This is a genomic window from Thermococcus aegaeus (assembly GCF_055393685.1).
The window spans coordinates 1,116,678-1,143,378 of the sequence record NZ_AP042464.1; the positions used below are offsets into that span (position 1 = coordinate 1,116,678).

The following is a 26,701-nucleotide window of genomic DNA, read 5'->3' on the forward strand; positions in this document are numbered from 1 at the left end:
TTTAACTTTTTAAACCCTTTTTTAAATTTCCTTTGAGGATCTATGAAAGTAGAGGCAAGGCTGAACCCAACTTACAAAGAGATCGTGGATATTTTCAACCGGGCCCTTTCAAAAGAGGCTATAGTAAATATTTTTGCCCATTGTAGGGTTTTTTACGATGGAAGGGCCAAGAGTGAACTCGGCCCAGGTGATAGAGTTATATTAATAAAGCCTGATGGCTCCTTTTTAATTCACCAAAAGGAAAAGCGAGAGCCCGTTAACTGGCAACCCCCTGGGAGCTCTGTCGGGCTTGAAGTAAAAGAAGACAAGATATTCCTAAGGAGCATCCGGCGAAAGCCTCGGGAGATTCTTGAAGTGGAGCTCCTCCATGTTTACCTTATATCCTATTTTCAGGCGGAAGACTATGAGGAGTTAGCATTAACGGGTAGTGAAGCTGAAATGGCGGATCTAATCTTTGAGAACCCTTCGCTTATTGAAGACGGCTTTAAACCGTTATTTAAAGAGAAGCCCATAAAGCATGGAATCGTGGACGTTCTTGGAGTGGACAAAGAGGGAAACATTATTATCCTTGAGCTCAAGCGCAGGAGGGCTGATTTACATGCTGTCAGCCAGTTAAAGAGATATGTCGAGGCTATGAGGGAAGAGCATGAAAAAGTGCGCGGCATTTTGGTTGCTCCGTCTCTAACTTCCGGTGCCAAAAAACTTTTGGAAAAAGAAGGGTTGGAGTTTAGAAAGCTGACCCCTCCAAAAAGAGGAAAATCCAAAAGGGGAAGGCAAAAAACTCTTTTTGACTAGCCCATTGCCATTTCCTGTGGAAGCATTTCTCTAACTTTTACTTTCATTACGTTGTCTTCGCTTGAAACCTCAATTACTTTTCCAAGGCCTATGAGTCTTAGCTGTATTCTGCACACGGTAACTTCTCGCTCATCGCTCTCTTCCCAAGGTATCCTCTGTTCCATTTCTTCTATCTTTAACACTTCTGCTATTATCCCCTCTGTTCCGCGAGTTATGTCTTGAGGGGTTTCATAAGTTAAGAATACCCTTTCTCCTGGCTTTAATTTTCGAGTAACAATAACGTTTCTTGCACTCCTCACCTCTACTGTTCTATAAGGGTTTCTTAAAAGTTGATCAAGGGTTCTCCGGGCTATCCCACCAAGTACAAGGAGTTCCATACTCTCACCTCACAGATAAACACTTTCGTATTCTTTTTCAGCCCTTCTTCTAGCGGACTCCATTTGTTCGTGCATTTTTCTTAGCTGCTCCTCTATCATCTGCGCTTCCTTGAGTAAAGGCTCTGTTGAAATCTCTATTGGGGCGAGGTTTTTGAGTATCTCAATTACATTTGCCGCTGCCCTTGGATCAGGTCTATCGCCGAAGGTCTCTCCCAAAAGGGCATACGCTTTGAGTCTTTCTTTACTCGCTTCCCACAACAGCTTTCCGCTCATCCCCATTATGGAGCCGTATTTCAGTATCTTGACCCCCAATTTTTCCAAATCCTTGTTCTCCTCTTCACTCCCACCTACGCCCCAGACTTCCATTTGTTCTTTGAAAAAGCCAATCCCCATGCCGCCAAGTGAAATTACCTTCTCAGCGTTGTTTTCTTTTAGGTAGCCAACGATTTCTTTTGCTATCTCGTTTACCAAAGTTGGAGGAATGTATATGTCTGCAACAGCAATGATAATATTGTCCTTCCCGTAGAATCTCAATGGTGGGTTTGGTTTGCCTTCTAGAATTAGAGACATTGGTGGTAAAAACGGGCTCTCCACGTAGCCTATCATTTCCATGTTGAGTTCTTTTGCTATAAAATTAGCAGCTATATGCCCTACAAGCCCAATCCCGGGATATCCTTCAATAAAAATGGCTCTTTCAATTTTTGGAAGTATCAACTCAACTGGCTTTTGCATTCTCTCACCTCCATAACAATTTAGTAATTAAAAGTTATTAAATCTTTTGCCGTTGTTAGTGTACAGATTTGTGTTACTCTGATTAGTGGTTAATAAAATATGAATAGAAAAAGTATATCAACCATAAATGCGACCCTTTTACGGTGGTTTGGGATGGATAGTAGCGATCATTGGAAGTTTAGTACTAATAGATTAAAGATTGCAACTGTGGCAAAGCCGCCGTGGAGCTATAAATCTCATAATGGAAAACTGGAGAGGATTATTTTAAGTCTAGGCAGTGGAAAAGGAAAATTTTCGGAGATTTATGGTATTCCCCGTTCTCTCGGCTGCATAGGGAACAACAGGTTTATCTTGAGAGACGAGAAAATAGGGATAGAAGAAATTGAAAGGGTGGTTAAAGAGTTTACAAGACTGGGCGGTCGGGAGATATACTTGGTGAACTATGACGAAGTTGAAGAGTTAATTGAAATTTCAAGGCATATCTCGGCAAGCTTTCCTGGAGATGTTTTTGCTACGATTAGAATTGAAGACATCAATGCCCTTGATCCGGTGGAAGGCTTAAAGGTGATAGTGGAGATGGAGTATTCGGAAGATGCTCTCTCGGAACTGGAACATCTAAAATGGGCTCATGGAGCACTAATAATGGCAAGGTATGAGGAGTACATTGAGCTTCTTCAGCAAAAAGTTGATTTTCCTGGAGAACTTTATGTGGATATCCTATTTCCGGGGTCACTAAAAAACGTTGATTTTAACCTGTTTGAGGTTAAAAAGCTCTTTCCTTCTTCTCCAAACAAGTACCACAGTTGCTTGGCTGGTACAATCTCTATCGGTGCAGATGGTTACATAACTCCCTGCCCATTGCTGAGGAACTTCGTGGTTGGCAACATAAGAAATGATAGGCTTTGGTATCTACCTAGAAGGAAAGTTCTAAACCAATTTTGGAAACTTACCAAAGATAATATAACTCTCTGTCGCTCGTGTCCCTTTAAATACACATGTCACGACTGCAGGGCGCTTGAATACCAAGCATCCGGGGATATTTATGGTGTGGAATACTGTGAATTTTTGGGCTTGCAGATTAATCAAAATCCAAAATAGAATGGTATCCCTTTCCATCTTTTTTCACTGCTTTGGAAAATGAAAATCCCTTTATCCCAAAATCAAACATGTCAAAATAGTATATGCCAAACCTATCAACGTATTTACTGAATTCGAGGATTTTTTGGTATATGTCTTCTTCACTTGAGAAGTACCATTCTATGAGGTATCCCTCAGGCTTCATTACGCCGATCATTATTTCATGCTCTCTGAACCTCTCCATGAATTCTTTGTTGAGAGATCTTGTTATTCCACAGAATCCCCTATTATAGGCTTCTTCGTTGACCACCGTCATAAAGCCCCTTAGTATTCCTAACTCCTTGAGCCTGTTGATCATGTATCTTATTGTTGGTCTCTTTTTTCCTAAGGCTTTTTCTATTTCCTTCATCGGTGTTCTTGCATCTCTTTTTAGGATATCAAGCAAGAGAGCGTAGTCATAGCTGAACTCCCACTTCCCAAACTCTACTTTCCTCGGGGGATAAGCATAAACTTCATAGTATTCATAGTTTGGGGAATACTTGGACAGCAGTCCGTCTACTTTGTCCCTCTGCTCTAGGGGGATATACATTACTGTGGAGACTCCATTTATAAAACCGAAAAACGGGACTGCGACGGGAATAAATGGATTGCGGTACATTTTGGCAATTGTGGATTTTATGTTCTCCCTTGGAATCGACAAAAATGCAACATAACTCATGAGGCCGAGTTTGGCTATGCTTATGGAAGCAGATACAGTGACGCTTTTGGATGGTCCGTAGTATTTGTCAAAGAGCTTTTTGAGCTTGGAATAACTGATGTTTTCCTTTTTAGCTATGCCGTTGATGCTTTCGAGTGGGTATTTGTCTAGCAGGTTTATTAGAAACTCTAACTCCTCCCTGCTGATCAAATTGTACACCTTCATTAATTTTGCAATCAAAAATATAACTTTTTCCTTCTTTTGATACTCAATCCACACTAAACTTAAATATTCCTAGCTTGAAAACTTTTACTGGTGATGTAAATGCCAAAGATAGGAATTATTGGCGGTTCCGGAGTTTATGGAGTATTCGAACCAAAAGAAGCGATAAAGGTCCACACTCCTTATGGCAGACCATCGGCTCCAGTGGAAATAGGGGAGATCGGGGGAGTTGAAGTAGCCTTTATCCCAAGGCACGGAAAGAATCATGAGTTCCCACCGCATGAGGTTCCCTATAGGGCAAACATATATGCTTTGAAGGAGCTCGGCGTTGAGAGAGTCATAGGAATTACTGCGGTTGGTTCCCTTAGAGAGGAATACAAGCCCGGCGATATAGTTATTACGGATCAGTTCATTGACTTCACCAAAAAGAGGGACTACACTTTCTACAATGGGCCAAGGGTTGCCCACGTTTCAATGGCAGACCCCTTCTGCCCTGAGATGAGGAAAATATTCTACGAAACTGCCAAAGAATTAAACATTCCAGTGCATGAAAAAGGCACGTACGTATGTATCGAAGGCCCGAGGTTCTCTACAAGGGCTGAATCAATGATGTTCAGACAGTTTGCCCACATAATCGGAATGACACTTGTGCCAGAGGTCGTTCTTGCGAGGGAGCTAGGAATGTGCTACGTTAACATTGCGGCAATCACGGATTACGATGTTTGGGCAGAGAAGCCGGTTGATGCTCAGGAAGTCATAAAGGTTATGCAGGAAAACAATGAGAAAGTTAGAAAGCTCTTAAAAGCTGGTATTCCAAAGATCCCAGAAGAGAGGAAGTGCGGCTGTGCAGATGTTCTTAAGACAATGTTCGTTTGAATCCAACAATTTTATTAATCCTCTCTTCTACATTTTGCAGGTGATTCCATGAGCATTCTCATAAAAAATGGTTATGTGGTCTATGGGGCTACTCTTGATGTTATCGAGGCAGATGTTTACGTTGAGGGAAACAAGATCTCCAAGGTTGGGAAAAATCTCAATATCGGAGCGGATTATGTAATTGATGCGAAGGGGAAAGTTGTTTCTCCTGGGCTTATAAACTCCCACACTCATTCCCCCATGACCCTTTTAAGGGGCCTTGCAGATGATTTGCCTCTTATGGAATGGCTTCAAAACTATGTGTGGCCGGTAGAGAGAAAGTTCAAGCCAGAACACATCTATTGGGGAGCTCTTCTTGGGGTTCTTGAGATGATAAAAAGCGGGACAACGACCTTTGTTGATATGTATTTCCATATGGAAGAGGTTGCAAGGGTCGTGGAAGAAAGTGGTATGAGGGCCTATCTAAGTTATGGTATGGTGGATCTTGGCGACGAGGAAAAAAGAAACGTCGAGATTAAGGAAACTCTTAAGCTTTTGGAGTTCATTGAAAAACTTAATTCACCAAGAATAGAATTTCTCTTTGGCCCGCATGCCCCGTATACATGCTCACCCGAGTTGCTGATGTGGGTTAGAGAGAAGGCAAATGAAACAGGAAAAATGATAACCATACATATAAACGAGACAAGGGATGAGGTAAAACAAATAAAGGAAAAATATGGTAAAACCCCAGTGGAATTTTTGGATGAGCTTGGATTCTTGAAGGGGGATGTCATAGCGGCCCATGGAGTTTGGTTAACTGACAAAGAGATTGAAATCCTGGCTAAACGGGGAGTAACGATAGTTCACAACCCAGGAAGCAACATGAAGCTTGCGAGTGGAGTAATGCCCATTGAGAAGCTCCTTAAGGCTGGTGTTAATCTCACGCTAGGTACAGATGGTGCGGCAAGCAACAACAATCTGGACATGCTTGAAGAGATGAAGCTTGCGGCTCTGCTTCACAAGGTGCATACATTAACTCCAACGATTGCTGATGCGAATACTGTCTTCAAAATGGCCACGCAAAATGGTGCAAAGGCTTTGCAGTTGAATGCTGGGATCATAAAAAAAGGAGCTCTCGCAGATGTTGTTATCATTGATTTTAACAAGCCCCATCTAAGGCCAATAACCAATGTAATCTCCCATCTAGTGTATTCGGCCAACGGTAACGATGTGGAAACGACGATAATAGATGGAAAGATAGTTATGCTTGATGGGGAAGTTCTAACGGTTGGTGAAGAGAAAGTCTTGGACAGGGTTCAGAAGATAATTGACGAGCTTCGCTAACCTTTTATCTTTTAATTACTTATTTCTATACGGTGGGTGGTATGGAGCTTAAGTTTGGTTCTCTCATATTTAAAGTGACCCAAGGAGACATAACCCGTTTTCCAGCTGAGGCAATAGTTAATGCGGCCAATAAATATCTTGAACACGGTGGCGGGGTGGCTTATGCGATAGCAAAAGCGGCCGCAGGAGATGTTAGAGAATACATAAGGATGAGCAAGGAGGCCATGAAAGAACAAGTTGGAAGGGATTGGATTGAGCACGGAGAAGTTGTTGTAACCCCATCAATGAAGATGGAGCAGTATGGGATTAAGTACGTTATCCACACGGTTGGGCCTTACTGCGGCGGCAGATGGGATGAGGACAAGAAGGAGAAGCTAAAGAAGGCTATTCTCGGAGCTTTGAAAAAGGCCGAAGAGCTTGAGGTTAAAAGCATAGCTTTTCCAGCCATAAGTGCGGGCATTTATGGGTGTCCATTTGAAGAGGTTGTGAAAACCTTTATCGAGACAGTCAAAGAGTTTTCGAGAGAAGTGAAAAACATAAAAGAAGTTTATCTGGTGTTGTATTCAAAAGATAGCCATGAGCAGGCACTAAAAGTGTTGGAGGGTTTTTAATGTCCTCAGATGTTACGAAGGAGTTCATTTTGGGAGTTTTATTAGTAATCGTTTTTGGGTTCGGCATTATTGGATACGGGATCTGGAAACTACTCCCTCATTCAGTGAATGCCTTTGAAGTACCACCAGCAGAAAAGTTTGGAATTCTCCTGAGTATTTACATTTTTCTTCTGAAAGCTCGTCCTTTAGGAGGGGAATGAAGTAATTCTGAAACCAGCCCTTAAACAGGAAAGCAATACTCTTTTAAAGCCTAAGAACAATACTACACTTTGAGATGAAGCGAACAGTAACAGTAAAACTCCAGCCAAGCAAAGAACAAGAGAAAATCCTCTTCGAGTTAGCCGATACTGGAGCTAAAGTCTGGAATCGAGTGAACTACTTGAGAAGACAGGAATTCTTTGAGGGCAAACCAGTGGACTTCCTCAAAACCGAGAAAATCGTTTATGAAGAATTCAAAAAGGAAATCGGCTCCGCAACAGTCCAGCAAATCTGCAGGAAGAATGCCGAAGCTTGGAGAAGCTTCTTCTCGCTCTTAAGGAGCAAACGGAACGGAGAACTGCCCGAGTGGTTCAAGCCCAAACCACCGAACTATTTGAAGGAAGACGACAAGGGAAAAGCCTTAATCCTTCTCAGGAACGACCAGTACGAGATTGAGGGCAACAGGTTAATCCTCAAAGGCCTCGGCAAGTTCAAGAGGCTTGAAGTCCAATTTAAAGGCAGAATTCACTTGAAAGGTAAACAAGGTCGATTAGAACTTATCTACGATGAGGTAAAGCGGAAGTGGTACGCTCACATCAGCTACACTGTCGAGGAAAAATTAACCAGAAAAGGTTGGATCAAAATCCCGAGAGAGCCGAGAGGAAGCCTCACGACTGGCATTGATTTGGGAGTGAACAATTTAATGGCTGTTTACGTCGAGAACGGGGAGAGCTTCCTCGTGAATGGCAGGCCGTTAAAGAGTATTGCCTTTTACTGGCAGGGGAGAATTGCGGATTATCAATCAAAACTCAACAAGAGTGGAGCTAAAACGAGCAGAAAACTCAAGAGAATGCACGAAAAGGCTAAACTCCAAGCAAAACACTACGTTAACACGGCAGTCAGGCAGACTGTCGAGAGGCTCTATCAGTTGGGTGTTAGCAGAATTGTCGTCGGCTATCCGAAGGGCATCAGCAGAAACTCTGAAAGAGGTAGAAGGCAGAATTTTCTGCTTTCTCACGTGTGGCGGTTCAATTACGTTATTAAACGTTTGACTGAAGTTGCGGAAGAGTATGGTATCCAAGTTTTAATTGTGAATGAGGCGTTTACTTCAAAAACTTGCCCTGTCTGCGGGAAGCCCCATGAGGGGGCGAGGTTTGTTAGGGGTTTGTTTAAGTGTCCCGCAGAAGGGCTTGTAATGAATGCTGATTTAGTTGGTGCTTTCAACATTTTGAGAAAAGCAGTGAAAACCATAACCCCGAGCCTCTCGGCTTTGGCGGGGGGTAGGGGTAACGGGGGGAAGGCCCTCCCCGAGGGGCTGAAAGCCCGCTTTAACTTGGGCTTTAATGAAGCCCCTCAAACCTCCCCGTCACTAGCGAGGGGTTAAGCCGAACCTCGCCGTTCACGGCGGGGAGGAGGTCAGAGCGTTTATGAACTTTTCTTGAATGAAAATAAGGGAATCCCTGTCTCTCTGCTATGTTTCATTCTCCTTCTCCTGCTGGATATCAGTATCGGTTTCAGGGCTCTTTACCCTCTGCCTTTGATTGGGATTGCAGGGAGTATAATCTTCTGGTTTTGGGAGAAATGTTCTAATGGTGATTTTCATGAAAATGGACAAAGAAGATGCTAGCGAAAACTTTAAAGGCTGGTTTCCCCCCTAATAGCCTTTAGACTTGCCTTTCGTTTTTTAATTTTACTGGATTTAGAGTTAGCTCCAGTTTTCTTCTTAAATATTCCGCTATTTCTCAAAATGCCGAGCGAACTTCTGCTTCTATACCTTCTCGGAATGCTCTTTATTGAGGTTTACTTAATTTTAAGCTTGAGAAAAGGAAATTTTCCGTCAAAGGCTCTCTTGGTATATTTTGGTATAGCTACAATACTTGAATTTCCATATGTCCCTTTTAAAGGATTATTGAACGGAGGGTTTAGTGGTATATTTTTCTTTGTTCTGCCATGGTATTTGAGTGTGTTAATTGGCTTTGTGTTGGTTTTAAAGGGGCTCCATAAGCCTCTTGGTGGAACGTGAGAGATTTTCCTTTCCAAATAAGGTCACGACTATGATTGCAGCTATCAACACTACTCCAGCTCTGTAAGTGATAAAGGTTGGAAGGTCACTGATGCTGACTTCCAGAAAGCCACCTGTTGTGTTTTCGGCCGCATGAAAGAGGGTGACGAGGATCAAACTCCCTTTTGTATTATTGAATATCCATGTGTACAGGACAGATGAAGCAACGATACCAATAAAGAAAGGAAGTGCAGGATAACTGGCCATTGGGTAGTCCTTCATAATGAGGAGCGGCAGGTGCCACAGAGCCCATAGACTCCCCACTATTAAGCTCGAGGCAAGGGCTGTGTGTTGAACTTGGAGCCTTGGAAGAGCAAAACCCCTCCAACCAATTTCTTCTCACATGTTCATGAGGAAGTTCGTTATGAGCAGTGGTAGTAGGAGGAATGGAGATCCCAGCTTTTCGATATTCAATGAAACTCCGCTTGGCAGGTATATAGCCACAAACCATATGGTGGCGTATCCAAAAAGAGCCACTATGTACCAGCGAATGCTTATACGCCACTGAGTGAATGACTTAAATAACTTTCTAGGGCCATTTTTCCCATGCAAGATATATATCACACTGATGGCAGCTATGGTGGGGCCTATTCCCCCTATTATGAAAAAGAGTACGCTCTGGAATGGAAAGAGATTGTGGGTATATGCTACTTGAGGAAGATACCCCAACCATGAAATTGCAAAAGCCAGGATGTAGAAGGCTACAATTGGATGCCCTTTTATTTGTTCTGAGATGGAGGAGGACATATACATTTCTCCTTTTCCGTATTCACTATGAGCTTCATTTAATCTAAATTGATGCTGTTTGTATAATAACATTTCGGAGTATTTTGTTGAAACTTATTTGCCTCAATTTTTTGAAAATTTTGGTGCTTGTCAAAATGAAATCTCTCGATTCCCAATAATGTCCAGTTAAAATTATAACTTTGGAAAAGCTATTTAAAACTGGTGAAGATTGTGGAGAAAAAGGTTGTTATTGTCGCTTTTTTTCTTGTCCTCTTAGCGATACTCACAGTAACAAAGGGGGGATTTGAAAAAGAGGCCCCGGGGCTTTCTGAAGATGGAACTTCCCAATCTCCTTCTTATGAGGAAATTCCTACAGCAGTTGAGAATATCTCACAAGATACGGATGAATGGGTCATCGAAGTTACCGGATTAGTTGAAAAACCTATGAACATAACCCTCTCACAACTTAAAGAAATGCCACAAACAGCAGTTTTTTCTGAGCTCTATTGCGTTGCCTATCCTGGAAAGGCCAGAAAGCAGGGATTATGGAAGGGAGTTAAGTTATCTTATATTCTAAAGCAAGCAGGAGTGAAAGATGGGGCGATAAAAGTGGCATTCTACGCCAGAGATGGGTTTACAACCGATCTCACCATCGAAGAAGCCCTCACAAATGATGAACTTATAATTGCTTATGAGTTCAACAATAAGCCTATTGAGCCTCGTCTTATAGCCCCTGGAATGTGGGGGTACAAGTGGATAAAGTACTTAATTAAGATAGAGGTTGTGGATTACAACTTTCTGGGAACATATGAGAGTGAAGGCTATCCGGATGATGCATATATCGGTGAAAAGCCATGAGGGCATTCAGGATTGCGGAACTTACCTCCATCCCATTGTTTATACTGGCCATTGTTTTGGTTTTAACTGGCTATGGGATTGTTAGCCCAAGAACCTTGAGCACTTTTACTTTTGGTCTCTTATCTTATGAGAATGCCTCCTTTCTTCATTCTTACAGAGTAATTCGATATGGATTTACTGTACTGGTGCTCATACATTCCTACGCTGGTTTTGAAATTTTCGGGCTGAAAAAGATTAGAAATTCAAAGTTAAGAGGGTTTTTGAGCTATTCTCTTTTGTTCATAGTTATTTATGTTATCTGGGTTGTCACAGTGGCGGAACTAAGAGCACTTTTCTAGCGATACCCTTTAATCTTCTTATGTCAACTCTCTAGTGGTGGTACTCATGCGCATTGAAGATGTTTACGTCTGGGACATCAATGCTAAATGGCTTGGCATCTCTCCTTTTCAGCTCATGGAGAACGCCGGTGCTGGGGTTGCAAGGGCCATAGAGGAAAGGTTTGGTAAGGGTTTAAAGATAGCCGTTTTCTCCGGAACGGGCAACAACGGTGGTGATGGTTTCGTTGCTGCTAGGCATTTGAGCTTCGAGAACGATGTTACTCTTTTTCTGGTGGGTGATGAAGTAAAGATAAGGAGTGAAGAGGCAAAGCACAACTGGGAAATCCTTAAGAATCTAGATTTTGTTAAAATCAAAGTTCTCAAGGATTCAAGCCAGATAAAGTCCTTAAGTCTCGGTGAGTTCGATGTTATAGTTGATGCCTTACTCGGTGCTGGAACTAAAGGTGATCCGAGAGAGCCTATTCGTTCTGCTGTAGAGAAAATAAATGAATATGCTGGAAAAGCAAAAATAGTGAGCGTTGATTTGCCTAGCGGTTATCCAAGTAGAATCTGTGTTAGGTGTGATTTTGCAGTCACATTCCAATGGGATAAAGAGGAATATGAGGGCTTTGAAAGGGTTATAGCAAAGATAGGATATCCAAAAGAGCTTTATCATCTTGTAGGCCCAGGGGATGCGAAGTTTGCTTTGAAAAAGAAAGGAGAGTACAAGGGCCAGAATGGAAAGCTTTTGATTGTTGGGGGAAGTGAGGACTACTTCGGTGCACCTTATCTTTCTGCTAAGGCAGCGAGTTATTTAGTGGATCTGGTTTATTTAGTAATGCCCGAATACTCTGCAAGGCGCATAACTGATCCAGATATTATTTTACGGCCAGTTGAAGGTAAAAACTTCTCAAAAGAACACCTCGAAGACGTTTTAAAACTCATGGAGAAGGTTGATGCTGTTATTCTTGGTCCGGGAATCGGACAAAAGGAAGAAACAAAAGAGTTCGTCAGGGAATTTGTAAACCGCTGTGAAAAGCCCATGGTCATAGACGCTGACGGATTAAAGGCCATAGCTGGGGATTTAAGTGTTTTAAAGGGCAAAACATTTGTTTTAACTCCACATGCTGGCGAGTTTAAGATTCTGTTTGGAGAGAAACCAGATGGAAGTCTGGAGGAGAAGGCAAAAGTGGTAATGAAAAAAGCCCGGGAGATAAGTGGTACAATTCTACTCAAGGGGGTTTACGACATAATAAGCAATGGAAAAGTTTGGAAGTACAATAAAACCGGAAACAGGGGTATGACGACTGGAGGAACTGGGGATGTGCTCGCTGGAATAGTGGGAGCCCTGCTCGCATTGGGCAACGAACCTCTAAGGGCAGCAGGCGTTGGTGCTTTTCTCAACGGCCTTTCGGGAGATATGGTAAAAGATGAAATGGGGGAAAGCTTTACCGCCTTAGAAATGGCTAAAAAAATCCCATTTGCCATTAAGTGGGTTCTCGAATTCTAATCCTCTAATTTTAGGAGTTTTCTCAATTCTTTTGCCTCCTCTTGAAGCTTGGGGGAATTTATCAATACTAAGAGGTTCATGAGATGTATGAACTCTATTGGGTTCAGCTCAAAACCCTCTAGCCGCTTGATTAGATCTCTTGAAAGTCTCTCTATTGTTGTCAGAAATCTTTCAAGAATCTCTATGAAAGTCTTTTTATCCGCAATATCAAATCCTGCATTCTTGAATAGATTATAAAGTGTTTCTGCCTCTTGCTGATGGATGGCTTTCATTGTAGGTGTTATGATATCCCCATCTTGATAGGGTGCAATCAAAAATATCCTCGCAGTCCTTCGGTAGAGAGTTTCGTTTCCATCTCTTCCAACCTCTTCCACAAATCCGGCTTTTTCAAGAAGGTTTACATGTCGATATATTGTTGAGGGGCTCTTTTTTAGGGTAGTGCTAAGTTCGGAAACAGACATGGGGCGTTCTCTAAGCAGATTAACTATCTCGAGTCTTGTTCTATCCCCCAGTAGCTTAATTTTCTCAGGATCAGTAACAATCAATACCTCTTTCATAAATCCTCTACTCTTAAAATTCCTCTAATCTGTCCTGAGGAGTTTCACTTTCCTCAATAATCTTCTTCCCCGCAGCGACCATATCAATACTGTGCACAACCCCACCAAACTCTTCTATCGTTCTTACAATCTCTTCATAATCCAAATTGTCTCCGACAATGGTTATCTTTACGTTTTCCGTTTCTTTATCTATCTCCACGAGGGTGATGTTGACCCCATCTACCCCTTTCAGCTCACTCAATCCCAAAGCCAGTTCAGTAACCATGGGCTGGTGAGGTTTAAGTACATCCAACACGAGAAGTCTAATGCCTTTTGCCATTTTTCTATCCCGTTCCTATTTGAATTTACTCCTTTTTAAGTATTTCTCCAAGCTTTCTCAGGAGCTCTATTGCCTCCTCATCCCTTCCAAGCTCCGCCATGGTGAGCCAATCAATTGCATGGATTATGTCCTCATTTGAAAATTCCTTGAGGGCCTCCTCTTTTTCCTCTATTTCTGCAGAAATTTTTGCTGTATATGAATGTTCCTTTTCCAAAAGTCTGTCCATTATGTTTAAAAGCTCCTCCTCATCGAACTCATAGCCGAGAGCTTTGAAGACATCGAGCTTTGTCTTTAACCTTGATCTGGCCAGATACCTAAGCTCTTCGTCTCCTAGGTATAGATTTATGTAAAACACGTCTGCAGTTCTTCCGTAGTATTTTTCCACTAAGTTTCCTTTCATTTCGGTTCTTTTTACCTCCACGAGGCCGGCTTCCTTTAGCTTCTCAATGTGGTGATAGATCGTCTGCGGTGTTTTGCCAAGAATCTCGCTAAGCTGAGAAATCGTCATCTCTCTGTTTCTGAGCAATCTCAATATCTGTCTCCTCGTATCTTCCAGCATTAGCTTTATTACCTCCGGATCTGTGATGAGTTTAACCTTCTTTTTCATGGCTTTCACCTATTTTAACGTTCTAACAAGAATTTAAGCGTTCCAGCATATAACCTTTTCCCTAAATCTGGAAAATTTTATAAATGTAAAACTCCCACATCAAACAACAGACATGATCATTATTATGGAGGGGGTAGTATGGATCTGGACTTCCTGTTCTATCCAAAAAGTGTTGCTGTCATTGGGGCATCAAATAAAGAGGGAAAAATTGGAAACGCTATAATGAAAAATCTCATAAATTTTGGTTTTAAGGGCAAGATTTATCCAGTAAACATGAAAGAAACCGAAGTTATGGGGCTTAAGGCGTATAAGAGCGTTTTGGAGATACCGGGAGAAGTTGATGTAGCGGTTATAGCGATTCCTGGAAGGTTCGTGCCTCAGGTGCTTGAGGAATGTGGTCAAAAGGGAGTAAAAGGAGCTGTTGTTATTTCTGCGGGCTTTAAAGAAGCTGGAAATGTAGAACTTGAGGAAAAGCTTGTCGAAGTGGCAAGAAAATGGAACATAAGGATTGTGGGGCCAAACTGTTTAGGTATCACAAATATTGAAAACGGCTTTGACTGCACCTTTAATCCTCCAGAACGACAGGCCAGACCGGGATTTGGTGGAATAGCATTTATGAGCCAGAGTGGTGCCTTTGGAGCTGCAATTCTGGACTGGGCTGCAAGACATGAAGTGGGCATGAGCAAGTTCATAAGCCTAGGAAACATGGCAGATCTTGATGAGAGCGACTTCATGGAGTATTTGAAGGATGATGATGCCACTAAGGTTATTACCGCGTATCTTGAGGGAGTTAAAGATGGCCGAAAGTTTCTGAAAGCTGCAAGGGATACAACAAAAAAGAAGCCCGTAGTAATTCTTAAGAGCGGAAGAACTGAGGCTGGAGCCAAAGCGGCAGCTTCTCATACTGGAAGCTTGGCCGGAAGTTACGCTATTTATAAAGCCGCTTTTGAGCAAACTGGCGTTTTAGAAGCGAGGAGCATGAGACAGCTCTTTAACTATGCAAAAGCCTTAGCAATGCAGAAGCCGGCAAAGGGAGATCGAGTTGCAATAGTTACAAATGGTGGCGGGGCTGGAGTGATGATGAGCGATGGGGTTCTTGAGGCAGGATTAAAAATGGCCGAGCTTAGTGAGGAAACCAAAGAAAAATTTGCTAGGGCGATAGAGGAAGGAAAGCTCCCGGAGCACATGAGCTACAAGAATCCGATTGACATTATCGGAGATGCCCCCTCAAGCAGGTATGAGATAGCGATGCGCTATGCTTTAGAAGATGAGAACGTTGATGTTCTCGTTGTAATAGCACTCTTCCAGAGTCCGGCTTTAGATGAGGGCATCGTGGAAAAAGTGGGTGAAATGCAGAAGTATGGAAAGCCAATAGTATTTATTGCTCCCGGTGGTGAATTCCCCGAGAAAATGGCAAGGAGAATAGAAAAAACGGGAGTGCCGGTTTTTGAGACCGTTGAGGATGGGGTAGATGCAGTGTATGCCTTGGTGAAATACGGACAATACCTAAGAGGCACTTTGTAATTTTCTTTTATAATGTTTAATCCCATTCCTGAAGTTGGGGGGAGCTTATGGATAAATTGGTACTGCAAATTCGGCAAATGCTATCTCAAAATAAAATAGAAGATGCCTACGCTCTCGTAGATCATATTAAAGATCCTTATTGGAGAAGTTATGCCTTAAAATGGGTTGCAGAGGCTATGGTAACTCTTCATTCCGAAAAGGCGCTGAATATCGCAAAGAAAATAGAAATTGAAACTCTGAAGAATGACACTTTGTTGTTTCTTTCATACGAGTTTGCAAAGCTAAGAAAGTTTAAAGAGGCTATAAGAGCTGCTAAATTAATTAATAACAATTACCTCAAAAAGAAGGCCTTTAGAGGCATAAGCAATTGTCTTGCAAAGGCAATAATAGAGAGTAATGCTGGAGAAGTTAGGTTAAGTGATTTTGATCTTGAAGAAAGGAACATCGAGTATTTGATGCCGTTGCCTGGTGGTGTTTACTACAAGGATGGGAAGTTTCTTGTTGGCTCTGAAATCCACAGAATAAAAGGCGAGACAAAGTTTGGAGTTCTTATCTCTGAGACAAACGTATTTTTTAGAAAACGCAGTAAGCTCAAATTTGAGATAAAAAATGATGAGAAGAGAGAGTTGCCCTATGTTTACAACTATATTGAGAGATTAATTTCTAAGAAGGATCTCCAAGAGGCGGAAAGGCTTGCTCTGGGATTAGAAGAGTCTTATGCTAGTTACTTTTTGGAGGAAATTGGAATAGAGTATCTGCGGCAAGGAAAAATAGAAAATGCACAGAAAATCTTAGAAAAACTGGAATTCGCTGATTATTTAACAAATGAATTTGTAAAATTTTATTTAAAAAGTGGGGACATTGAAATGGCTAAAAAGTATGCCCTTAAACTTTTTAATCCAGTGTTCAAACTGAGTGTTGCCTACTCCATTTTGTTGCTTGAGGGTATAAACGAGGATTTTCTAAGGGATCTGTTTAGTAATGCCAGTTCCTATAAGCTTGGAAGAATTTTAAAGTTTCTGGCATTTGAGCTTCTCAAAGAGGCGAAGGAGAAAAAATCAAATAGCTTACTAAATCTCTCTAAAACCCTCTTTTTACTAGGGAAAAGAGAACATCAAAAGATGTACTAGAGAAAAGTTTATATTCCCTTTTTCAATTTTTAATCCATGCCCGGTGATTGCTTTTGGCTTTGGTGATAACAGCTTTAGTCCTTTTTTGGCTAGTTTAATCTTTGGAGGTGTTCTGGATGGAATTTGAGGTAACTCCATGGGAAGTGAAGGGTGTAGTAGACTACGACAAGCTTATTAAGGAATTTGGAACGACACCACTTACTGAAGAGTTGCTTGAGAAAACCAAAGAGCTTACCAAAAGTGACCTCCCAATATACTTTAAGAGGAAGTTTTTCTTTTCCCATAGGGACTATGACTTGGTTCTCAAAGACTACGAAGAGGGCAAAGGCTTTTTCCTCTATACTGGAAGAGGTCCCAGCGGGCCAATGCACATTGGCCATATAATTCCGTTCTTTGCAACAAAATGGCTTCAGGAAAATTTTGGAGTTAACCTGTATATTCAAATAACTGATGATGAAAAGTTCCTCTTCAAACCCAATCTAACTTTTGAGGACACTAAGAGATGGGCATATGAAAACATCCTTGACATCATTGCAGTGGGCTTTGACCCGGATAAAACGTTCATCTTCCAGGATAGTGAGTTCACCAAAATCTATGAGATGGCAATCCCAATAGCAAAGAAAGTTACCTATTCAATGGCAAAAGCTGTTTTTGGATTTAACGACCAGAGTAAAATTGGAATGATATTCTATCCGGCAATCCAAGCTGCGCCTACTTTCTTTGAGAAAAAACGTTCTCTTATCCCTGCAGCGATAGATCAAGATCCCTACTGGAGAATACAAAGGGATTTTGCTGAGAGTTTGGGATATTACAAAGCTGCTGCTTTGCACTCAAAGTTCGTTCCTGGTTTGATGGGTCTTGGAGGTAAAATGAGCGCCTCAAAGCCGGAAACGGCTATTTACCTAACAGACGACCCAGAGGAAGCGGGCAGGAAAATATGGAGATATGCGTTAACCGGAGGCAGAGCAACTGCAAAGGAGCAGAGAGAGCTTGGGGGAGAACCGGATAAGTGCGTTGTGTTTAAATGGCTTGAAATATTCTTTGAACCAGATGACAAAGCCCTGCTTGAGAGATATCACGCATGTAAGAACGGCGAGCTCTTATGCGGTGAATGCAAGCGCTATCTCATAGGAAAGGTTCAAGACTTCCTGAGAGAGCACCAGAAGAAAAGAGAGGAGGCTAAAAAACTTGTTGAGAAGTTTAAGTATACTGGAGAATTAGCAAGGGAGCAGTGGGATAAAGCCATTCCAGAGCCGTTAAAAAGATAGCTCCCTCCATTTCCATTTCAAAATTTTGTGTTGTTGAGTGCCCAGAGTTTATAAGTCTCAAAATTGTAATTTTATTTCGGTGATTCCATGATTCGTTTACCCTTTAGAGACGGCTTTTATGATGTTAAGCCAAGCAAAATAATATGTCTCGGAAGGAATTATGCAGAGCATGCAAAAGAGCTCGGACATGAAATTCCCAAAGAACCGGTGATCTTTTTAAAACCTCCCTCAGCTCTGATAGGTCCAGAGCAAGCAATAATCTTACCAAGAAAGAGCAATCACGTTGATCACGAGGTGGAACTTGCAGTAATAATTGGAAAGAGGGGTAAAAACATTCCAAGGGCGAAAGCCATGGACTATGTTCTGGGCTATACCATTCTAATGGATATAACTGCCCGGGATCTCCAATGGGAGGCAAAGAAAAAGGGCCTTCCGTGGACTATAGCTAAGGGATTTGATACATTTGCACCTATAGGGCCAAGAATAGTTGATAAGAGAGAAATAAATGTGGACGATCTTGAGATAGGCCTTAAAGTCAATGGAGAGGTTAGACAGCTTTCAAGGACGAGCAAAATGATATTCAAAATAGACGAAATAATAGAATACGTCTCAAGCATAATGACCCTTGAGAAAGGCGACATTATAGCCACTGGGACTCCAGAGGGCGTTGGCCCTTTAAGGCATGGTGATGTCGTTGAGGCATGGATAGAGGGGATCGGTGTTTTAAGGGAGGAAGTGCTTGCGGAGCGTTCAATTCTTTGCTGATTTTTTACCTAATAACGTAGAGGTGCACCATCAAACCACCATGTCCGACAAGGCGGTGATGTATAATTGTAAATCCATTTTCCCCAAATGCCTTTTCTATAGCTTTTCTTTCTGTAGTCAAAAAAACACCTCTTCTCTCCAGAACTTTTGAAAGCTCAGCAAAGAATTTCATATAGAGCTCAGGAATTAGACTTTTCTTTCCTATCTTCAGCCCATAGGGGAGGTTGCTTATGGCAAAGTCCACTCTTTTAATGTATTGAGAGAGTTTTGTAGCATCTCCTTGAATGAAATCAATTTTATCTAATACTCCAGCAGCGAGAGCATTCATTTTCGCACCGTTTAGATGCTTCTTATACTTCTCAATACCGATGATTTTCCCTGTGTATTCTCTCAAAGCAAGCTCAATTAAAATCGTTCCGCTTCCACACATTGGATCTACAACGCTTCCTCCATCCAATCCAGCAAGTTCTATCATTGCATTTGCTATTGACGCTTTCAAATGTGCTGGATGGTCATAGACCCTCCAAGGTCTCTTGTGGAGTGAACTGTCGCCGGTAGTATCTATCCCCAAGAAGAAGACATCATCAATGACCTCTGCTCTAAAGATTACTGAAGGGTGATCGAGGTTCACCTTTGGCGTTCCAAACCGTGAGAGTTTATCGTAGATGGCACTCCCTGCGGTTTTTGCGATATCAATGCTTGTGAATTCATGCTCTCCCTTTCTGAAACCCCTAACCGCAAAGCTCTCGCTTACCTTAACGTATCTTTCAATAGGGGAGTTGAACACAAAATCATAAACCTCTCTAAGAGCGTTTTCTTTTTCTAAGCTGGTTAGCCTCGTTGAGGATATGTGGAGAACAACCCTATGCAGAAGTCGGGAGTTTTCGTTCAAAAAGGAAGCTATCTCAAACTCCCTTTTCTTTCCTTTTTCATCGAAATAATACCCTTCTTCAATCTCCGCGATTATTCTTCCTTCAACTCCGAAGGGCTTCTCTTTTGCTTTTCCCTTTAGCCCGGCTTTTTCAATGAGTACCTCAACTTCTCTTTTTGCTAGGTCTTCAATCCCCTGTGAGGTTGTTAGTATAAACTCCATCCCAATCACTCCAGGATTGCTATTACGCCCTTCCATTTTCTACCAAAGCACTCACTTGCAATAACCCTTTTGCCGGTTATCCTTTCAAGGAATTTTATTGCAGAGTCACACTTTTTAAATCCTGTTGCTATCCCTACCGTAACCCCTTCAATCTCTTTAACTCCAACCCTCTTCTCGTTATCTGGTACTAGCTTTTCTCCATATTTCCAAAGTATTCTCCTTGGGTCTAGGAGGAATTCCCTCTCGATATCTTTGAGAATCTCTTCGAAATCCCAGATGAAGGCTTCTTTTTTCTTTTTCTCCTTTCCAAAAAGGGTAAATCTTCCAGTTTGCCATTCCCGTAGAAAATAACGGGCGGCCTCTTCTAGATTAACTCTGCCCCCTTTCCCTAGAAGACCTTTTTTCCTCCCAATGGCTTCAAGAATTTGCTCTTCATTCTCGAACTCTTTTACCCCATATTTTTCAGTAATTGCCTCTTTTCTGGTTTCTAAAATTCTTTTTATAAGTTTTAGTGCTGGTCTAACAGGGTCTTCAATCTTATCCGCTGGAAAGCCACCTCTAATAACGAGTTCGTCAAAATCATCTATCGGCACAACTCCCGGGGAATCAACTAACCATATCTTCTTTGAAAGTTTAATAAGCTGCTTTCCTTTTGTATACCCTGGTATTGGTGCTGTTCCAACGGCGTGTTTACCCTTTAACACGTTTATTATTGTGCTCTTCCCAACATTGGGATAGCCCACCAAGACGACTTTCACTTTCTCTTTGCCTTCTTCAAAGAGTTCTTTTGCAAGTTTCTTTATCTCCCTCCTTAGGATTCCGGTTCCCTTTCTCTCCCTTGCACTGATGAACACTATCGGGACTCCTTTGTGTTTTCTCTTATACTCTTCAGCCCATTTTTTTGGGACCAGATCGGCTTTGTTCATCACTATGAGAAGTTTTTTTCCTTCCTCTTGGACAAGACGTTCTACTTTTGGATTTCTTGTTCCAATGGGATCTCTAGCATCGACTACCTCCACTACAATGTCTCCCTCTTTAATCACCTCTCTCACGATTCTCCATGCCTTTTTCTGCTTCATCTCTTATCACCGTTATTTCAAATATTACTGTTCCTCCATCTGTGTACGGGGGGCCAGGATCGAGGCATTGAACATAAGCCCTTTCTTCGTCACCCAGCCCTATGTCTTTGGGTTTAACACCTTTTCGCAGTGCCACCATATAGGGGATGAAAGACGCAAATGCATGAGTGCAGATTGCATCAGTTTCCTCTAAATTGACTTTTGCTCCCTCTATAATTATCTTATCCCCAACCTTAAATACTGGGCACCTTCCTTTAATCTCTACGACCTTTATTATTAGTCTTTCCACCTCCCACCACCAAAAGGTAAATAAGGGATAAAGCCTAAAATATTTACTAGGACTCTTAGTTTAAGAGGAAGTTAAATATTATCCGGTGGTGCTGACCGTGGCGGAAGATATTGAAGAAAAAATAAGGCGTTTAAGGGAGTTGGGTAGAGTTTCTGTTGAGGAGAAAGAGGAGAAAGCAGCCCCTGCTGCTCCTGTCCCAAGAGCTTCCCCTCCCAGAAAGCCTTCAAGATTGGGAAGGCTTAGGGAAAGGGAGAGACGTAAAAGGATAATTATAGGTGCATCTATTATAGCTGTCATTCTCATTGCTGTTATCATAGGGGTGTACACAACCTATCAAAATCGTGCTGCAAAACAGCTTCAAGAAGCCAAACTTGCGAAAATTAAAGAGGTTAACCAGTATTTCACTGGTAAGCTTGAGAATGATACCATGAAGACGCAGTTAATAAATCAAATTAACCAGGCAAAAAGTATCGAGGAGCTTGAGAAGATAGACGTTAGGACAATAGCAGAGCAGAGAAAAGCTCAATTGGAGCAAGAACGTCTTCAGAAGGAGCTTCAACAGGCAAAGAGCACAAAGTTATCACAAATAGAGCAATCTTTTGAACTCCTTCTTTCTCAGCCTCTCCCAGAAGATATAAAGAGCGAGGCTATTCAAACTCTAAACCAATTAAAGGAGAAAGTTAATTCTGCAAAAACAAAAGATGAAGTATCTTTAATTGATCCCAATCCGTATCTGCTCGAGCTCTGGAGGAAATATTACTATTACCTTATAGACACCACTCCCACCCAAAAGGTGATCCTCAAGAAAGGAGCGGAAAAGAGCATATACACGAAAGCAGAAGCGAAGTACATGCTCAGCAAAGTTACGGACTTCACTGAGCTTCTCCAGTACACAATAGAGAAAGCTGAAATGGTGCAAGTCGCTTTAGTTTTGCCAAGAGAGAACGTTAATGGTGCCTTCCTCTCATCAGGTGACAAAATAAAGATTTTCGCCCAAATAAATTCAACATCCGTTCAAAAGATAGCGGATGAAGGATATGTGAACATGGTTCTCTTCCTAACAGATTCTGGCGTGATCGCGGTATCGGAGTCCCAGCAAGAGACCAAAAACATAGCAACCTCTTCAGAAACTTCTTACTCAGACCAATACTCGGAGAACTATGCTCCTGGAGATCAATCAATCTCATACCAGCAGAATAAAGATGAGAGCCATTCTACAACCCAATCAAGTTCACAGACGATAAGTGCATCTTACACCTATAATGTTGCATTAAACGAGATACTAAAGGCTATTGCGGCCAACAAGATAGCTGCGGCAGATGAAGTTAAGGAGCAGCTCGCAAGGTACAAGTGGAAGGTGTTTGATCTCGAGCAAAGCACGGGGTTATTGGCTACGGAACCTACTGCTAAGGTCTTGGTGATAGTTGAAGTCCCAGCAGAATTCGTTGAGGATATACTGAAATATAGAAATGCCCTCTACATAACAAAGATTGCTGGGTGACTGGAATGCTAAGGAAGACGCTTCCACTCTTTTTCCTTGTTTTGCTAGTTTCGGGTTTAGTTAATGCACAAGAGAGTGTTAGTGCATCCGCCACGGTCGATCTAAACGTTACCTTGGTGAATGCGGGCCCGTTTTACAAATTTGTTTTAATAAATCCTGATTATAACTACACTTTGTTTAGGAAGGGTGAAGATATTGGAATCGTTAACAACTTGGGATTTTGGATTGCCCCATATGAGACACTTCAGGTGAATGTAAAGATTAACGAACCTTTATCCACGGGCACGATCGGTGGAGTAGAAGGTCCAAACCTGTTTTACAGCCCTATTTATCCGCAGCTGATTCTCTATCCTCAGAAGTACTATGCAGTCGATACGTTCTTTATTTCAGATGGCTATGTGAAGGTGCTTAAGTACAGTGGAAGGGTTAAAGTAACGGTGAAAAATCCATCACCCGAGAATTCAAAGTACATTGCCATAGGACTGCCGGTACTCTTTGAAGGGGGCGAAATGAGCGACTTTACCCCGGAGTACACAATGAAATACAGTGAATACGTCGATACGATTCTCTCTCAATACGCCCAATACGTTAGGGAGTACATGCCAGAGTACTTGAACAGAACTTCTGAAGGCAGCTCAGATACTCTCTCAGAGCTTTCTTCCAGGATAGTTGTTTTCTCTGGAACTGGTTTACTTTCGGGGAGCAAAGAAGAACCGGAGCTAATTGATACATCTAAAAAATCTGAGCTAAAATTTGATTATCCTGTTTGGATAGTGTTCTTAGGTGATGAGCTTGAAATTACCTACAGCATCAAATGGGAAAATCTTATGAGGGTGAGTGAATTTGGAGGAGAAAAAGAAAAAACGTTCAGGCTTATCATGGATAGAAGAGATCTTAAGTGAAGAAGCCGTTCCTTTGGAGGATATAATAAAAGAAGGACAAAGTGAAGAAGAAAAATCCAAGGCTAAGGAGGAGCCTTCTTCAATTGTACCAGAAATTAAAACCCCCTCAAAACCATTATCTGCTGAGAGTAGGCGAGAAACCAGTTTAGAGGAGATATTAAAGTCCACAAGAGGCTCAGCAAGAGTTCCTCTTCCTACTTATTATGGAGAGGAAGTGAAAGTTCTTGATGTATACGGAAATGTGAGAATTCTTAAAGTTAAGGGAGAACCGATCCCGATTTATGAAATACGCCTTCCAAAATTGAGTGAAGAGGAAGAAAAACTCGTAAAAATAGTCAGGGACAGGGCAATCGCAGAAATCCAAATAGACCCGGAGAGCATTCCTGATCCAGAAGAAAGGAGAAGAATATTTGGGAGGGCTGTAAAAAACATAATGCGTGAACTTGCCCCTGCTATCTCCGAGGCAAGGATGGACATTCTTGTAAATTTGGTTGTCCAGAACATGATAGGTTACGGAAAACTTGATCCCCTTGTTAGGGACGATAATCTGGAGGAAGTTATGGTAATAGGAACAAGAAGGCCAGTATACGTGTGGCACAGAAAGTTTTACATGTGCAAAACTAACATCGTTTTTGAGGATGAGAGGGAGATATTAAACATTATTGAACGTATAGCAAGGCAGGTTGGAAGAAGAATTGACCAGCAAACCCCGCTCTTGGATGCCCGTTTGCCTGACGGAAGTAGAGTAAACGCAACTATTAGACCTGTTAGCTTGGATGGGCCTACATTAACCATAAGAAAATTCAAAAAAGATCCCCTCACTATAATTGATCTCTTGAAGTACGGCACCTTTAATTTAGAAATAGCATCTCTGCTCTGGGTTTTTGTTGATGGCCTTGGAGTCAAGCCGGCAAACGTTCTCGTTGCCGGAGGCACTGGTTCGGGTAAAACTACCACTCTTAACGCATTGGCAATGTTCATTCCTCCAAGTGAGCGTGTTATCAGCATTGAAGATACAGCAGAACTTCAGCTACCAATTGAGCACTGGGTAAGACTTGAAACAAGGCCTCCAAACATAGAAGGAAAGGGAGAAATAACCATGGATGATCTTGTCAAGAACACCCTAAGAATGCGTCCAGATAGAATTATCGTGGGTGAGGTCAGAGGTCCTGAGGCTAGAACAATGTTCACGGCCATGAATACGGGTCATAATGGTGCCCTTTACGACTTCTCCGTTATTCAGCTCTCTGATGGTAGGTTTATACTTATAGGAGATTTGGTTGAGGAACTTTTCAAGAAATATTCGGACAGAATTGAAAGGTACAAGGATCTTGAGTACATAGTTCTTGAAGAAAAGGATCGCTTCGAAGTTATCAGTGTTGGCCCGGATCTCAGAGCGGGTAAGCACGTAGTTTCGAGGGTATGGAGGAGAAAAGTAAGAGAGGGAGAGAAGCTAATGCGCATAAGAACAAGGACGGGTAATGAAGTGATATTGACCAAGACCCATCCCTTCTTTGTGTTCTCTAACGGTGATGTCGTGAGAAAGGAAGCTGAAAAGCTTAGCGTTGGAGACAGGGTTGCTGTAATGATGCGCCCACCCAAGCCGCCCCAGCGTAAAGCCGTTGTGGATCCAAACATTTACGTAGGGATAAGTGATTACTACCTTGTCCCTAACGGAAACGGGATGATAAAGGTTCCAAACAAGGGGCTTCCACCAGAAAATGCCGAATATCTGCTCTCTATTAACTCAAACCCTGTGAAATTAGTTAGGGAAGTTGATGGCAATCTTGCCTATATTGCTGGAGTGCTCCTTGGTGACGGTTATATAGCTTCTAACGGCTACTACCTCTCAGCCACTTTTGATGATGAAGACTACAGGAATGCCTTTGTAAATGCCCTCTCGAAGTTCCTGCCGGGCTATGCTCCGCAGGTAAAGAACAGTGGAAAGTATGCCGTTGTAACAGTTGGTTCCAGGATCTTTGCTGAGATGTTCTTGAGGATATTCGGCATACCCAAGGGCAGGAAGTCTGAGGTCTGGGATGTTCCGGATGTTGTTCTTTCACATGATGATCTTGTAAGGTATTTCATAGCCGGATTATTTGATGCTGATGGCTATGTGGATAAGAGCGGGCCTTCTATCATTCTAACGACAAAGAGCGAAAATGCGGCAAGAAAGATATGGTACGCCCTTCAGAGGCTTGGAATAATAAGCACCGTGTCTATTGTGAAAAACAAAGGGTTCAAGAAGGGAAAAATTTTCAGAATAACTATAAGCGGGGTTGAGGATCTTAGGAAGTTCAAAGAGCTCATTCCACTCCGCCACTCGAGGAAGGTTGCAAAACTTGAGGAAATCCTAAAAACTAAGAGGGCTTACCGCGGAAGGAGAACTTACCGTGTTCCAATCTCTCGAGAAATGATAAGGCCCTTACGTTTGAGATTGAGCCTTACTGTGGCTGAGCTGTCGAAACTGGCCTCTCACTATGCAGGAGAGAAAGTTTCCGAGAGTCTAATAAGGCATATTGAGAAGGGGAGGTCAAGTGAGATAAGGCGTTCTGCACTTAGAGGCATCGCCCTTGCTCTTCAGCAGATCTCAAAAGACGTTGGTGACGAAGATGCTTGGGCAATGGCAAAAAGACTTCAGCTGATTGCTGAGGGAGATGTTTATTGGGATGAGGTCATAAGTGTTGAAGAAGTTGAACCAAAAGATCTGGGTATTGAATATCTGTACGACCTTACAGTTGAAGACGACCACAACTATGTAGCTAATGGAATATTGGTGTCAAATTGTATGGGTACGATTCACTCCAATTCAGCCAGAGAAACAATCGTAAGACTGGAGAGTCCACCAATGAACGTTCCAAGAATTATGATCCCTGCTTTAGATGTTATCATAATGCAGGTAAGGTTTAACAACAGAAAGAAAGGAACAATAAGAAGAATCACCGAGATAGCGGAGGTTTCCGGAATAGAGGGAGAAAGCGTTCAGCTGAACACTATCTATAAGTACAACCCGGCTAAAGACGAGCTTTACCACACGGGAGTGCCAAGTAGGGTTATGAACCAGCTTGCCGAGCATACGGGATTAACAATGGATGAACTCCTAGAGGAGAGGGTGAAAAGGGAAGTTGTCCTCCAGTGGATGGTAGAAAAAGGGATAAGGAGCATAGAAGAGGTTGGACACTACATCAGAGAGTTTTATATCGACCACGAAGAGTTGCTGAGAAGGATAGAGAGAGATGCCTCACTTGAGCTAACTGAAAAAGTTAGAACAGTCATTTAGGGTGAG

General features: G+C 42.1%; 29 protein-coding genes. 17 read left to right on the plus strand and 12 right to left on the minus strand.

What is annotated here, in order from left to right; genetic code table 11:
- Window positions 1-42: 42 nt before the first annotated feature.
- Window positions 43-795, plus strand: a complete 753-nt coding sequence (gene nucS / locus ACZ5NL_RS06010; protein WP_464841341.1) for an endonuclease NucS — start codon at window positions 43-45, stop codon at window positions 793-795.
- Here the strand turns inward: nucS and ACZ5NL_RS06015 are convergent.
- Both ACZ5NL_RS06015 and ACZ5NL_RS06020 read right to left on the minus strand, forming a co-directional pair.
- The gene (locus ACZ5NL_RS06015; RefSeq protein ID WP_464841343.1) at window positions 792-1,172 is read right to left on the minus strand and encodes a DUF473 family protein; all 381 of its coding nucleotides are present in this window, start codon (window positions 1,170-1,172) and stop codon (window positions 792-794) included. The genes nucS and ACZ5NL_RS06015 overlap by 4 nt on opposite strands.
- A 9-nt stretch (window positions 1,173-1,181) precedes the next feature.
- Entirely contained in the window at window positions 1,182-1,904 is a 723-nt protein-coding gene (locus ACZ5NL_RS06020; RefSeq protein WP_087036202.1) for a proteasome assembly chaperone family protein, read from the minus strand.
- Between the two features lie 153 nt (window positions 1,905-2,057).
- On the opposite strand from ACZ5NL_RS06020, the gene ACZ5NL_RS06025 reads away from it, so the two are divergent.
- Complete coding sequence (locus tag ACZ5NL_RS06025) at window positions 2,058-3,002, plus strand: SPASM domain-containing protein (protein ID WP_464841345.1); 945 nt, start codon at window positions 2,058-2,060, stop codon at window positions 3,000-3,002.
- Here ACZ5NL_RS06025 and ACZ5NL_RS06030 read toward each other — a convergent pair.
- The gene (locus ACZ5NL_RS06030) at window positions 2,983-3,897 is read right to left on the minus strand and encodes an Lrp/AsnC family transcriptional regulator (RefSeq protein WP_464841346.1); all 915 of its coding nucleotides are present in this window, start codon (window positions 3,895-3,897) and stop codon (window positions 2,983-2,985) included. The two genes, ACZ5NL_RS06025 and ACZ5NL_RS06030, sit on opposite strands and share 20 nt — an antisense overlap.
- 105 nt (window positions 3,898-4,002) lie before the next feature.
- Here ACZ5NL_RS06030 and ACZ5NL_RS06035 point away from each other — a divergent pair, with 105 nt between their 5' ends.
- From ACZ5NL_RS06035 to ACZ5NL_RS06055, 5 genes are all read left to right on the plus strand, one after another.
- Entirely contained in the window at window positions 4,003-4,776 is a 774-nt protein-coding gene (locus ACZ5NL_RS06035; RefSeq protein ID WP_464841347.1) for an S-methyl-5'-thioadenosine phosphorylase, read from the plus strand.
- Window positions 4,777-4,824: 48 nt separating this feature from the next.
- On the plus strand, window positions 4,825-6,099 hold the full coding sequence (locus ACZ5NL_RS06040; RefSeq protein ID WP_464841349.1) for an amidohydrolase family protein: 1,275 nt from the start codon (window positions 4,825-4,827) through the stop codon (window positions 6,097-6,099).
- A gap of 41 nt (window positions 6,100-6,140) precedes the next feature.
- Entirely contained in the window at window positions 6,141-6,710 is a 570-nt protein-coding gene (locus tag ACZ5NL_RS06045; RefSeq protein WP_464843348.1) for a [protein ADP-ribosylglutamate] hydrolase, read from the plus strand.
- Window positions 6,710-6,910: a hypothetical protein gene (locus ACZ5NL_RS06050; protein WP_464841351.1), complete on the plus strand. Its 201-nt coding sequence runs from the start codon at window positions 6,710-6,712 to the stop codon at window positions 6,908-6,910. The genes ACZ5NL_RS06045 and ACZ5NL_RS06050 overlap by 1 nt, the downstream gene beginning before the upstream one ends.
- A gap of 74 nt (window positions 6,911-6,984) precedes the next feature.
- On the plus strand, window positions 6,985-8,292 hold the full coding sequence (locus ACZ5NL_RS06055) for an RNA-guided endonuclease InsQ/TnpB family protein (protein ID WP_464841352.1): 1,308 nt from the start codon (window positions 6,985-6,987) through the stop codon (window positions 8,290-8,292).
- Between the two features lie 87 nt (window positions 8,293-8,379).
- Here the strand turns inward: ACZ5NL_RS06055 and ACZ5NL_RS06060 are convergent, their stop codons facing one another.
- The 3 genes from ACZ5NL_RS06060 to ACZ5NL_RS06070 form a co-directional block, all read right to left on the minus strand.
- On the minus strand, window positions 8,380-8,511 hold the full coding sequence (locus ACZ5NL_RS06060; RefSeq protein ID WP_464841354.1) for a hypothetical protein: 132 nt from the start codon (window positions 8,509-8,511) through the stop codon (window positions 8,380-8,382).
- A gap of 384 nt (window positions 8,512-8,895) precedes the next feature.
- Window positions 8,896-9,303: a CPBP family glutamic-type intramembrane protease gene (locus tag ACZ5NL_RS06065; RefSeq protein ID WP_464843350.1), complete on the minus strand. Its 408-nt coding sequence runs from the start codon at window positions 9,301-9,303 to the stop codon at window positions 8,896-8,898.
- Between the two features lie 6 nt (window positions 9,304-9,309).
- Complete coding sequence (locus ACZ5NL_RS06070; protein ID WP_464841356.1) at window positions 9,310-9,789, minus strand: hypothetical protein; 480 nt, start codon at window positions 9,787-9,789, stop codon at window positions 9,310-9,312.
- Window positions 9,790-9,918: 129 nt separating this feature from the next.
- Between ACZ5NL_RS06070 and ACZ5NL_RS06075 the strand changes: the two genes are divergently transcribed.
- From ACZ5NL_RS06075 to ACZ5NL_RS06085, 3 genes are read left to right on the plus strand one after another with little or no spacing between them, the layout of a single operon-like run.
- The gene (locus ACZ5NL_RS06075; protein ID WP_464841358.1) at window positions 9,919-10,554 is read left to right on the plus strand and encodes a molybdopterin-dependent oxidoreductase; all 636 of its coding nucleotides are present in this window, start codon (window positions 9,919-9,921) and stop codon (window positions 10,552-10,554) included.
- Window positions 10,551-10,892, plus strand: coding sequence for a hypothetical protein (locus tag ACZ5NL_RS06080; RefSeq protein ID WP_464841360.1), 342 nt, complete (start codon window positions 10,551-10,553; stop codon window positions 10,890-10,892). Before ACZ5NL_RS06075 ends, ACZ5NL_RS06080 begins: the two co-directional genes overlap by 4 nt.
- A gap of 46 nt (window positions 10,893-10,938) precedes the next feature.
- A complete protein-coding gene (locus tag ACZ5NL_RS06085) occupies window positions 10,939-12,381 on the plus strand; it encodes an NAD(P)H-hydrate dehydratase (RefSeq protein WP_464843352.1) in 1,443 nt (480 codons plus the stop codon).
- On the opposite strand, the gene ACZ5NL_RS06090 is transcribed toward ACZ5NL_RS06085, so the two are convergent.
- Genes ACZ5NL_RS06090 through ACZ5NL_RS06100 form a run of 3 tightly spaced genes read right to left on the minus strand, consistent with a single transcriptional unit; the run spans window position 12,378 to window position 13,864 of the window.
- On the minus strand, window positions 12,378-12,938 hold the full coding sequence (locus tag ACZ5NL_RS06090) for an ArsR/SmtB family transcription factor (protein WP_464841362.1): 561 nt from the start codon (window positions 12,936-12,938) through the stop codon (window positions 12,378-12,380). The genes ACZ5NL_RS06085 and ACZ5NL_RS06090 overlap by 4 nt on opposite strands.
- 13 nt (window positions 12,939-12,951) lie before the next feature.
- On the minus strand, window positions 12,952-13,257 hold the full coding sequence (locus ACZ5NL_RS06095; RefSeq protein WP_048160675.1) for a DUF211 domain-containing protein: 306 nt from the start codon (window positions 13,255-13,257) through the stop codon (window positions 12,952-12,954).
- A 25-nt stretch (window positions 13,258-13,282) separates the two neighbouring features.
- The gene (locus ACZ5NL_RS06100; protein ID WP_464843353.1) at window positions 13,283-13,864 is read right to left on the minus strand and encodes a winged helix-turn-helix domain-containing protein; all 582 of its coding nucleotides are present in this window, start codon (window positions 13,862-13,864) and stop codon (window positions 13,283-13,285) included.
- Between the two features lie 138 nt (window positions 13,865-14,002).
- Between ACZ5NL_RS06100 and acs the strand changes: the two genes are divergently transcribed.
- From acs to ACZ5NL_RS06120, 4 genes are all read left to right on the plus strand, one after another.
- Entirely contained in the window at window positions 14,003-15,388 is a 1,386-nt protein-coding gene (gene acs, locus ACZ5NL_RS06105; protein WP_464841364.1) for an acetate--CoA ligase alpha subunit, read from the plus strand.
- Between the two features lie 47 nt (window positions 15,389-15,435).
- Window positions 15,436-16,518, plus strand: coding sequence for a hypothetical protein (locus ACZ5NL_RS06110; RefSeq protein ID WP_464841366.1), 1,083 nt, complete (start codon window positions 15,436-15,438; stop codon window positions 16,516-16,518).
- 116 nt (window positions 16,519-16,634) lie between these two features.
- A complete protein-coding gene (locus ACZ5NL_RS06115; RefSeq protein WP_464841368.1) occupies window positions 16,635-17,786 on the plus strand; it encodes a tryptophan--tRNA ligase in 1,152 nt (383 codons plus the stop codon).
- Window positions 17,787-17,873: 87 nt separating this feature from the next.
- Window positions 17,874-18,551 carry a fumarylacetoacetate hydrolase family protein gene (locus tag ACZ5NL_RS06120; RefSeq protein WP_464841370.1) on the plus strand — a complete coding sequence of 226 codons (678 nt, stop codon included), beginning with the start codon at window positions 17,874-17,876 and terminating at the stop codon, window positions 18,549-18,551.
- 4 nt (window positions 18,552-18,555) lie between these two features.
- Here the strand turns inward: ACZ5NL_RS06120 and trm14 are convergent, their stop codons facing one another.
- The 3 genes from trm14 to ACZ5NL_RS06135 are packed head-to-tail and all read right to left on the minus strand — an operon-like array spanning window position 18,556 to window position 21,012.
- A complete protein-coding gene (gene trm14 / locus ACZ5NL_RS06125; RefSeq protein WP_464843355.1) occupies window positions 18,556-19,644 on the minus strand; it encodes a tRNA (guanine(6)-N2)-methyltransferase in 1,089 nt (362 codons plus the stop codon).
- Between the two features lie 5 nt (window positions 19,645-19,649).
- Entirely contained in the window at window positions 19,650-20,723 is a 1,074-nt protein-coding gene (locus ACZ5NL_RS06130) for a GTPase (protein ID WP_464841372.1), read from the minus strand.
- Complete coding sequence (locus ACZ5NL_RS06135) at window positions 20,680-21,012, minus strand: TIGR04076 family protein (protein ID WP_464841374.1); 333 nt, start codon at window positions 21,010-21,012, stop codon at window positions 20,680-20,682. The genes ACZ5NL_RS06130 and ACZ5NL_RS06135 overlap by 44 nt, the downstream gene beginning before the upstream one ends.
- Window positions 21,013-21,109: 97 nt before the next feature.
- On the opposite strand from ACZ5NL_RS06135, the gene ACZ5NL_RS06140 reads away from it, so the two are divergent.
- The 3 genes from ACZ5NL_RS06140 to ACZ5NL_RS06150 are packed head-to-tail and all read left to right on the plus strand — an operon-like array spanning window position 21,110 to window position 26,695.
- Complete coding sequence (locus ACZ5NL_RS06140) at window positions 21,110-22,513, plus strand: DUF515 domain-containing protein (RefSeq protein WP_464841376.1); 1,404 nt, start codon at window positions 21,110-21,112, stop codon at window positions 22,511-22,513.
- 5 nt (window positions 22,514-22,518) lie between these two features.
- Entirely contained in the window at window positions 22,519-23,415 is an 897-nt protein-coding gene (locus tag ACZ5NL_RS06145; RefSeq protein WP_464841377.1) for a hypothetical protein, read from the plus strand.
- Window positions 23,357-26,695, plus strand: a complete 3,339-nt coding sequence (locus ACZ5NL_RS06150) for an ATPase, T2SS/T4P/T4SS family (protein ID WP_464841378.1) — start codon at window positions 23,357-23,359, stop codon at window positions 26,693-26,695. Before ACZ5NL_RS06145 ends, ACZ5NL_RS06150 begins: the two co-directional genes overlap by 59 nt.
- Window positions 26,696-26,701: the final 6 nt, after the last annotated feature.

Coding starts and splice junctions, on each gene's coding strand:
- ACZ5NL_RS06085 (WP_464843352.1), top strand. CDS start 10,939: ATGCGCATTGAAGATGTTTACGTCTGGGACATCAATGCTAAATGGCTT.
- ACZ5NL_RS06045 (WP_464843348.1), top strand. CDS start 6,141: ATGGAGCTTAAGTTTGGTTCTCTCATATTTAAAGTGACCCAAGGAGAC.
- trm14 (WP_464843355.1), bottom strand. CDS start 19,644: ATGGAGTTTATACTAACAACCTCACAGGGGATTGAAGACCTAGCAAAA.
- ACZ5NL_RS06035 (WP_464841347.1), top strand. CDS start 4,003: ATGCCAAAGATAGGAATTATTGGCGGTTCCGGAGTTTATGGAGTATTC.
- ACZ5NL_RS06145 (WP_464841377.1), top strand. CDS start 22,519: ATGCTAAGGAAGACGCTTCCACTCTTTTTCCTTGTTTTGCTAGTTTCG.
- ACZ5NL_RS06100 (WP_464843353.1), bottom strand. CDS start 13,864: ATGAAAAAGAAGGTTAAACTCATCACAGATCCGGAGGTAATAAAGCTA.
- ACZ5NL_RS06090 (WP_464841362.1), bottom strand. CDS start 12,938: ATGAAAGAGGTATTGATTGTTACTGATCCTGAGAAAATTAAGCTACTG.
- nucS (WP_464841341.1), top strand. CDS start 43: ATGAAAGTAGAGGCAAGGCTGAACCCAACTTACAAAGAGATCGTGGAT.
- acs (WP_464841364.1), top strand. CDS start 14,003: ATGGATCTGGACTTCCTGTTCTATCCAAAAAGTGTTGCTGTCATTGGG.
- ACZ5NL_RS06115 (WP_464841368.1), top strand. CDS start 16,635: ATGGAATTTGAGGTAACTCCATGGGAAGTGAAGGGTGTAGTAGACTAC.
- ACZ5NL_RS06015 (WP_464841343.1), bottom strand. CDS start 1,172: ATGGAACTCCTTGTACTTGGTGGGATAGCCCGGAGAACCCTTGATCAA.
- ACZ5NL_RS06095 (WP_048160675.1), bottom strand. CDS start 13,257: ATGGCAAAAGGCATTAGACTTCTCGTGTTGGATGTACTTAAACCTCAC.
- ACZ5NL_RS06080 (WP_464841360.1), top strand. CDS start 10,551: ATGAGGGCATTCAGGATTGCGGAACTTACCTCCATCCCATTGTTTATA.
- ACZ5NL_RS06055 (WP_464841352.1), top strand. CDS start 6,985: ATGAAGCGAACAGTAACAGTAAAACTCCAGCCAAGCAAAGAACAAGAG.
- ACZ5NL_RS06020 (WP_087036202.1), bottom strand. CDS start 1,904: ATGCAAAAGCCAGTTGAGTTGATACTTCCAAAAATTGAAAGAGCCATT.
- ACZ5NL_RS06070 (WP_464841356.1), bottom strand. CDS start 9,789: ATGTTATTATACAAACAGCATCAATTTAGATTAAATGAAGCTCATAGT.
- ACZ5NL_RS06060 (WP_464841354.1), bottom strand. CDS start 8,511: ATGAAAATCACCATTAGAACATTTCTCCCAAAACCAGAAGATTATACT.
- ACZ5NL_RS06130 (WP_464841372.1), bottom strand. CDS start 20,723: ATGAAGCAGAAAAAGGCATGGAGAATCGTGAGAGAGGTGATTAAAGAG.
- ACZ5NL_RS06050 (WP_464841351.1), top strand. CDS start 6,710: ATGTCCTCAGATGTTACGAAGGAGTTCATTTTGGGAGTTTTATTAGTA.
- ACZ5NL_RS06040 (WP_464841349.1), top strand. CDS start 4,825: ATGAGCATTCTCATAAAAAATGGTTATGTGGTCTATGGGGCTACTCTT.
- ACZ5NL_RS06120 (WP_464841370.1), top strand. CDS start 17,874: ATGATTCGTTTACCCTTTAGAGACGGCTTTTATGATGTTAAGCCAAGC.
- ACZ5NL_RS06025 (WP_464841345.1), top strand. CDS start 2,058: ATGGATAGTAGCGATCATTGGAAGTTTAGTACTAATAGATTAAAGATT.
- ACZ5NL_RS06110 (WP_464841366.1), top strand. CDS start 15,436: ATGGATAAATTGGTACTGCAAATTCGGCAAATGCTATCTCAAAATAAA.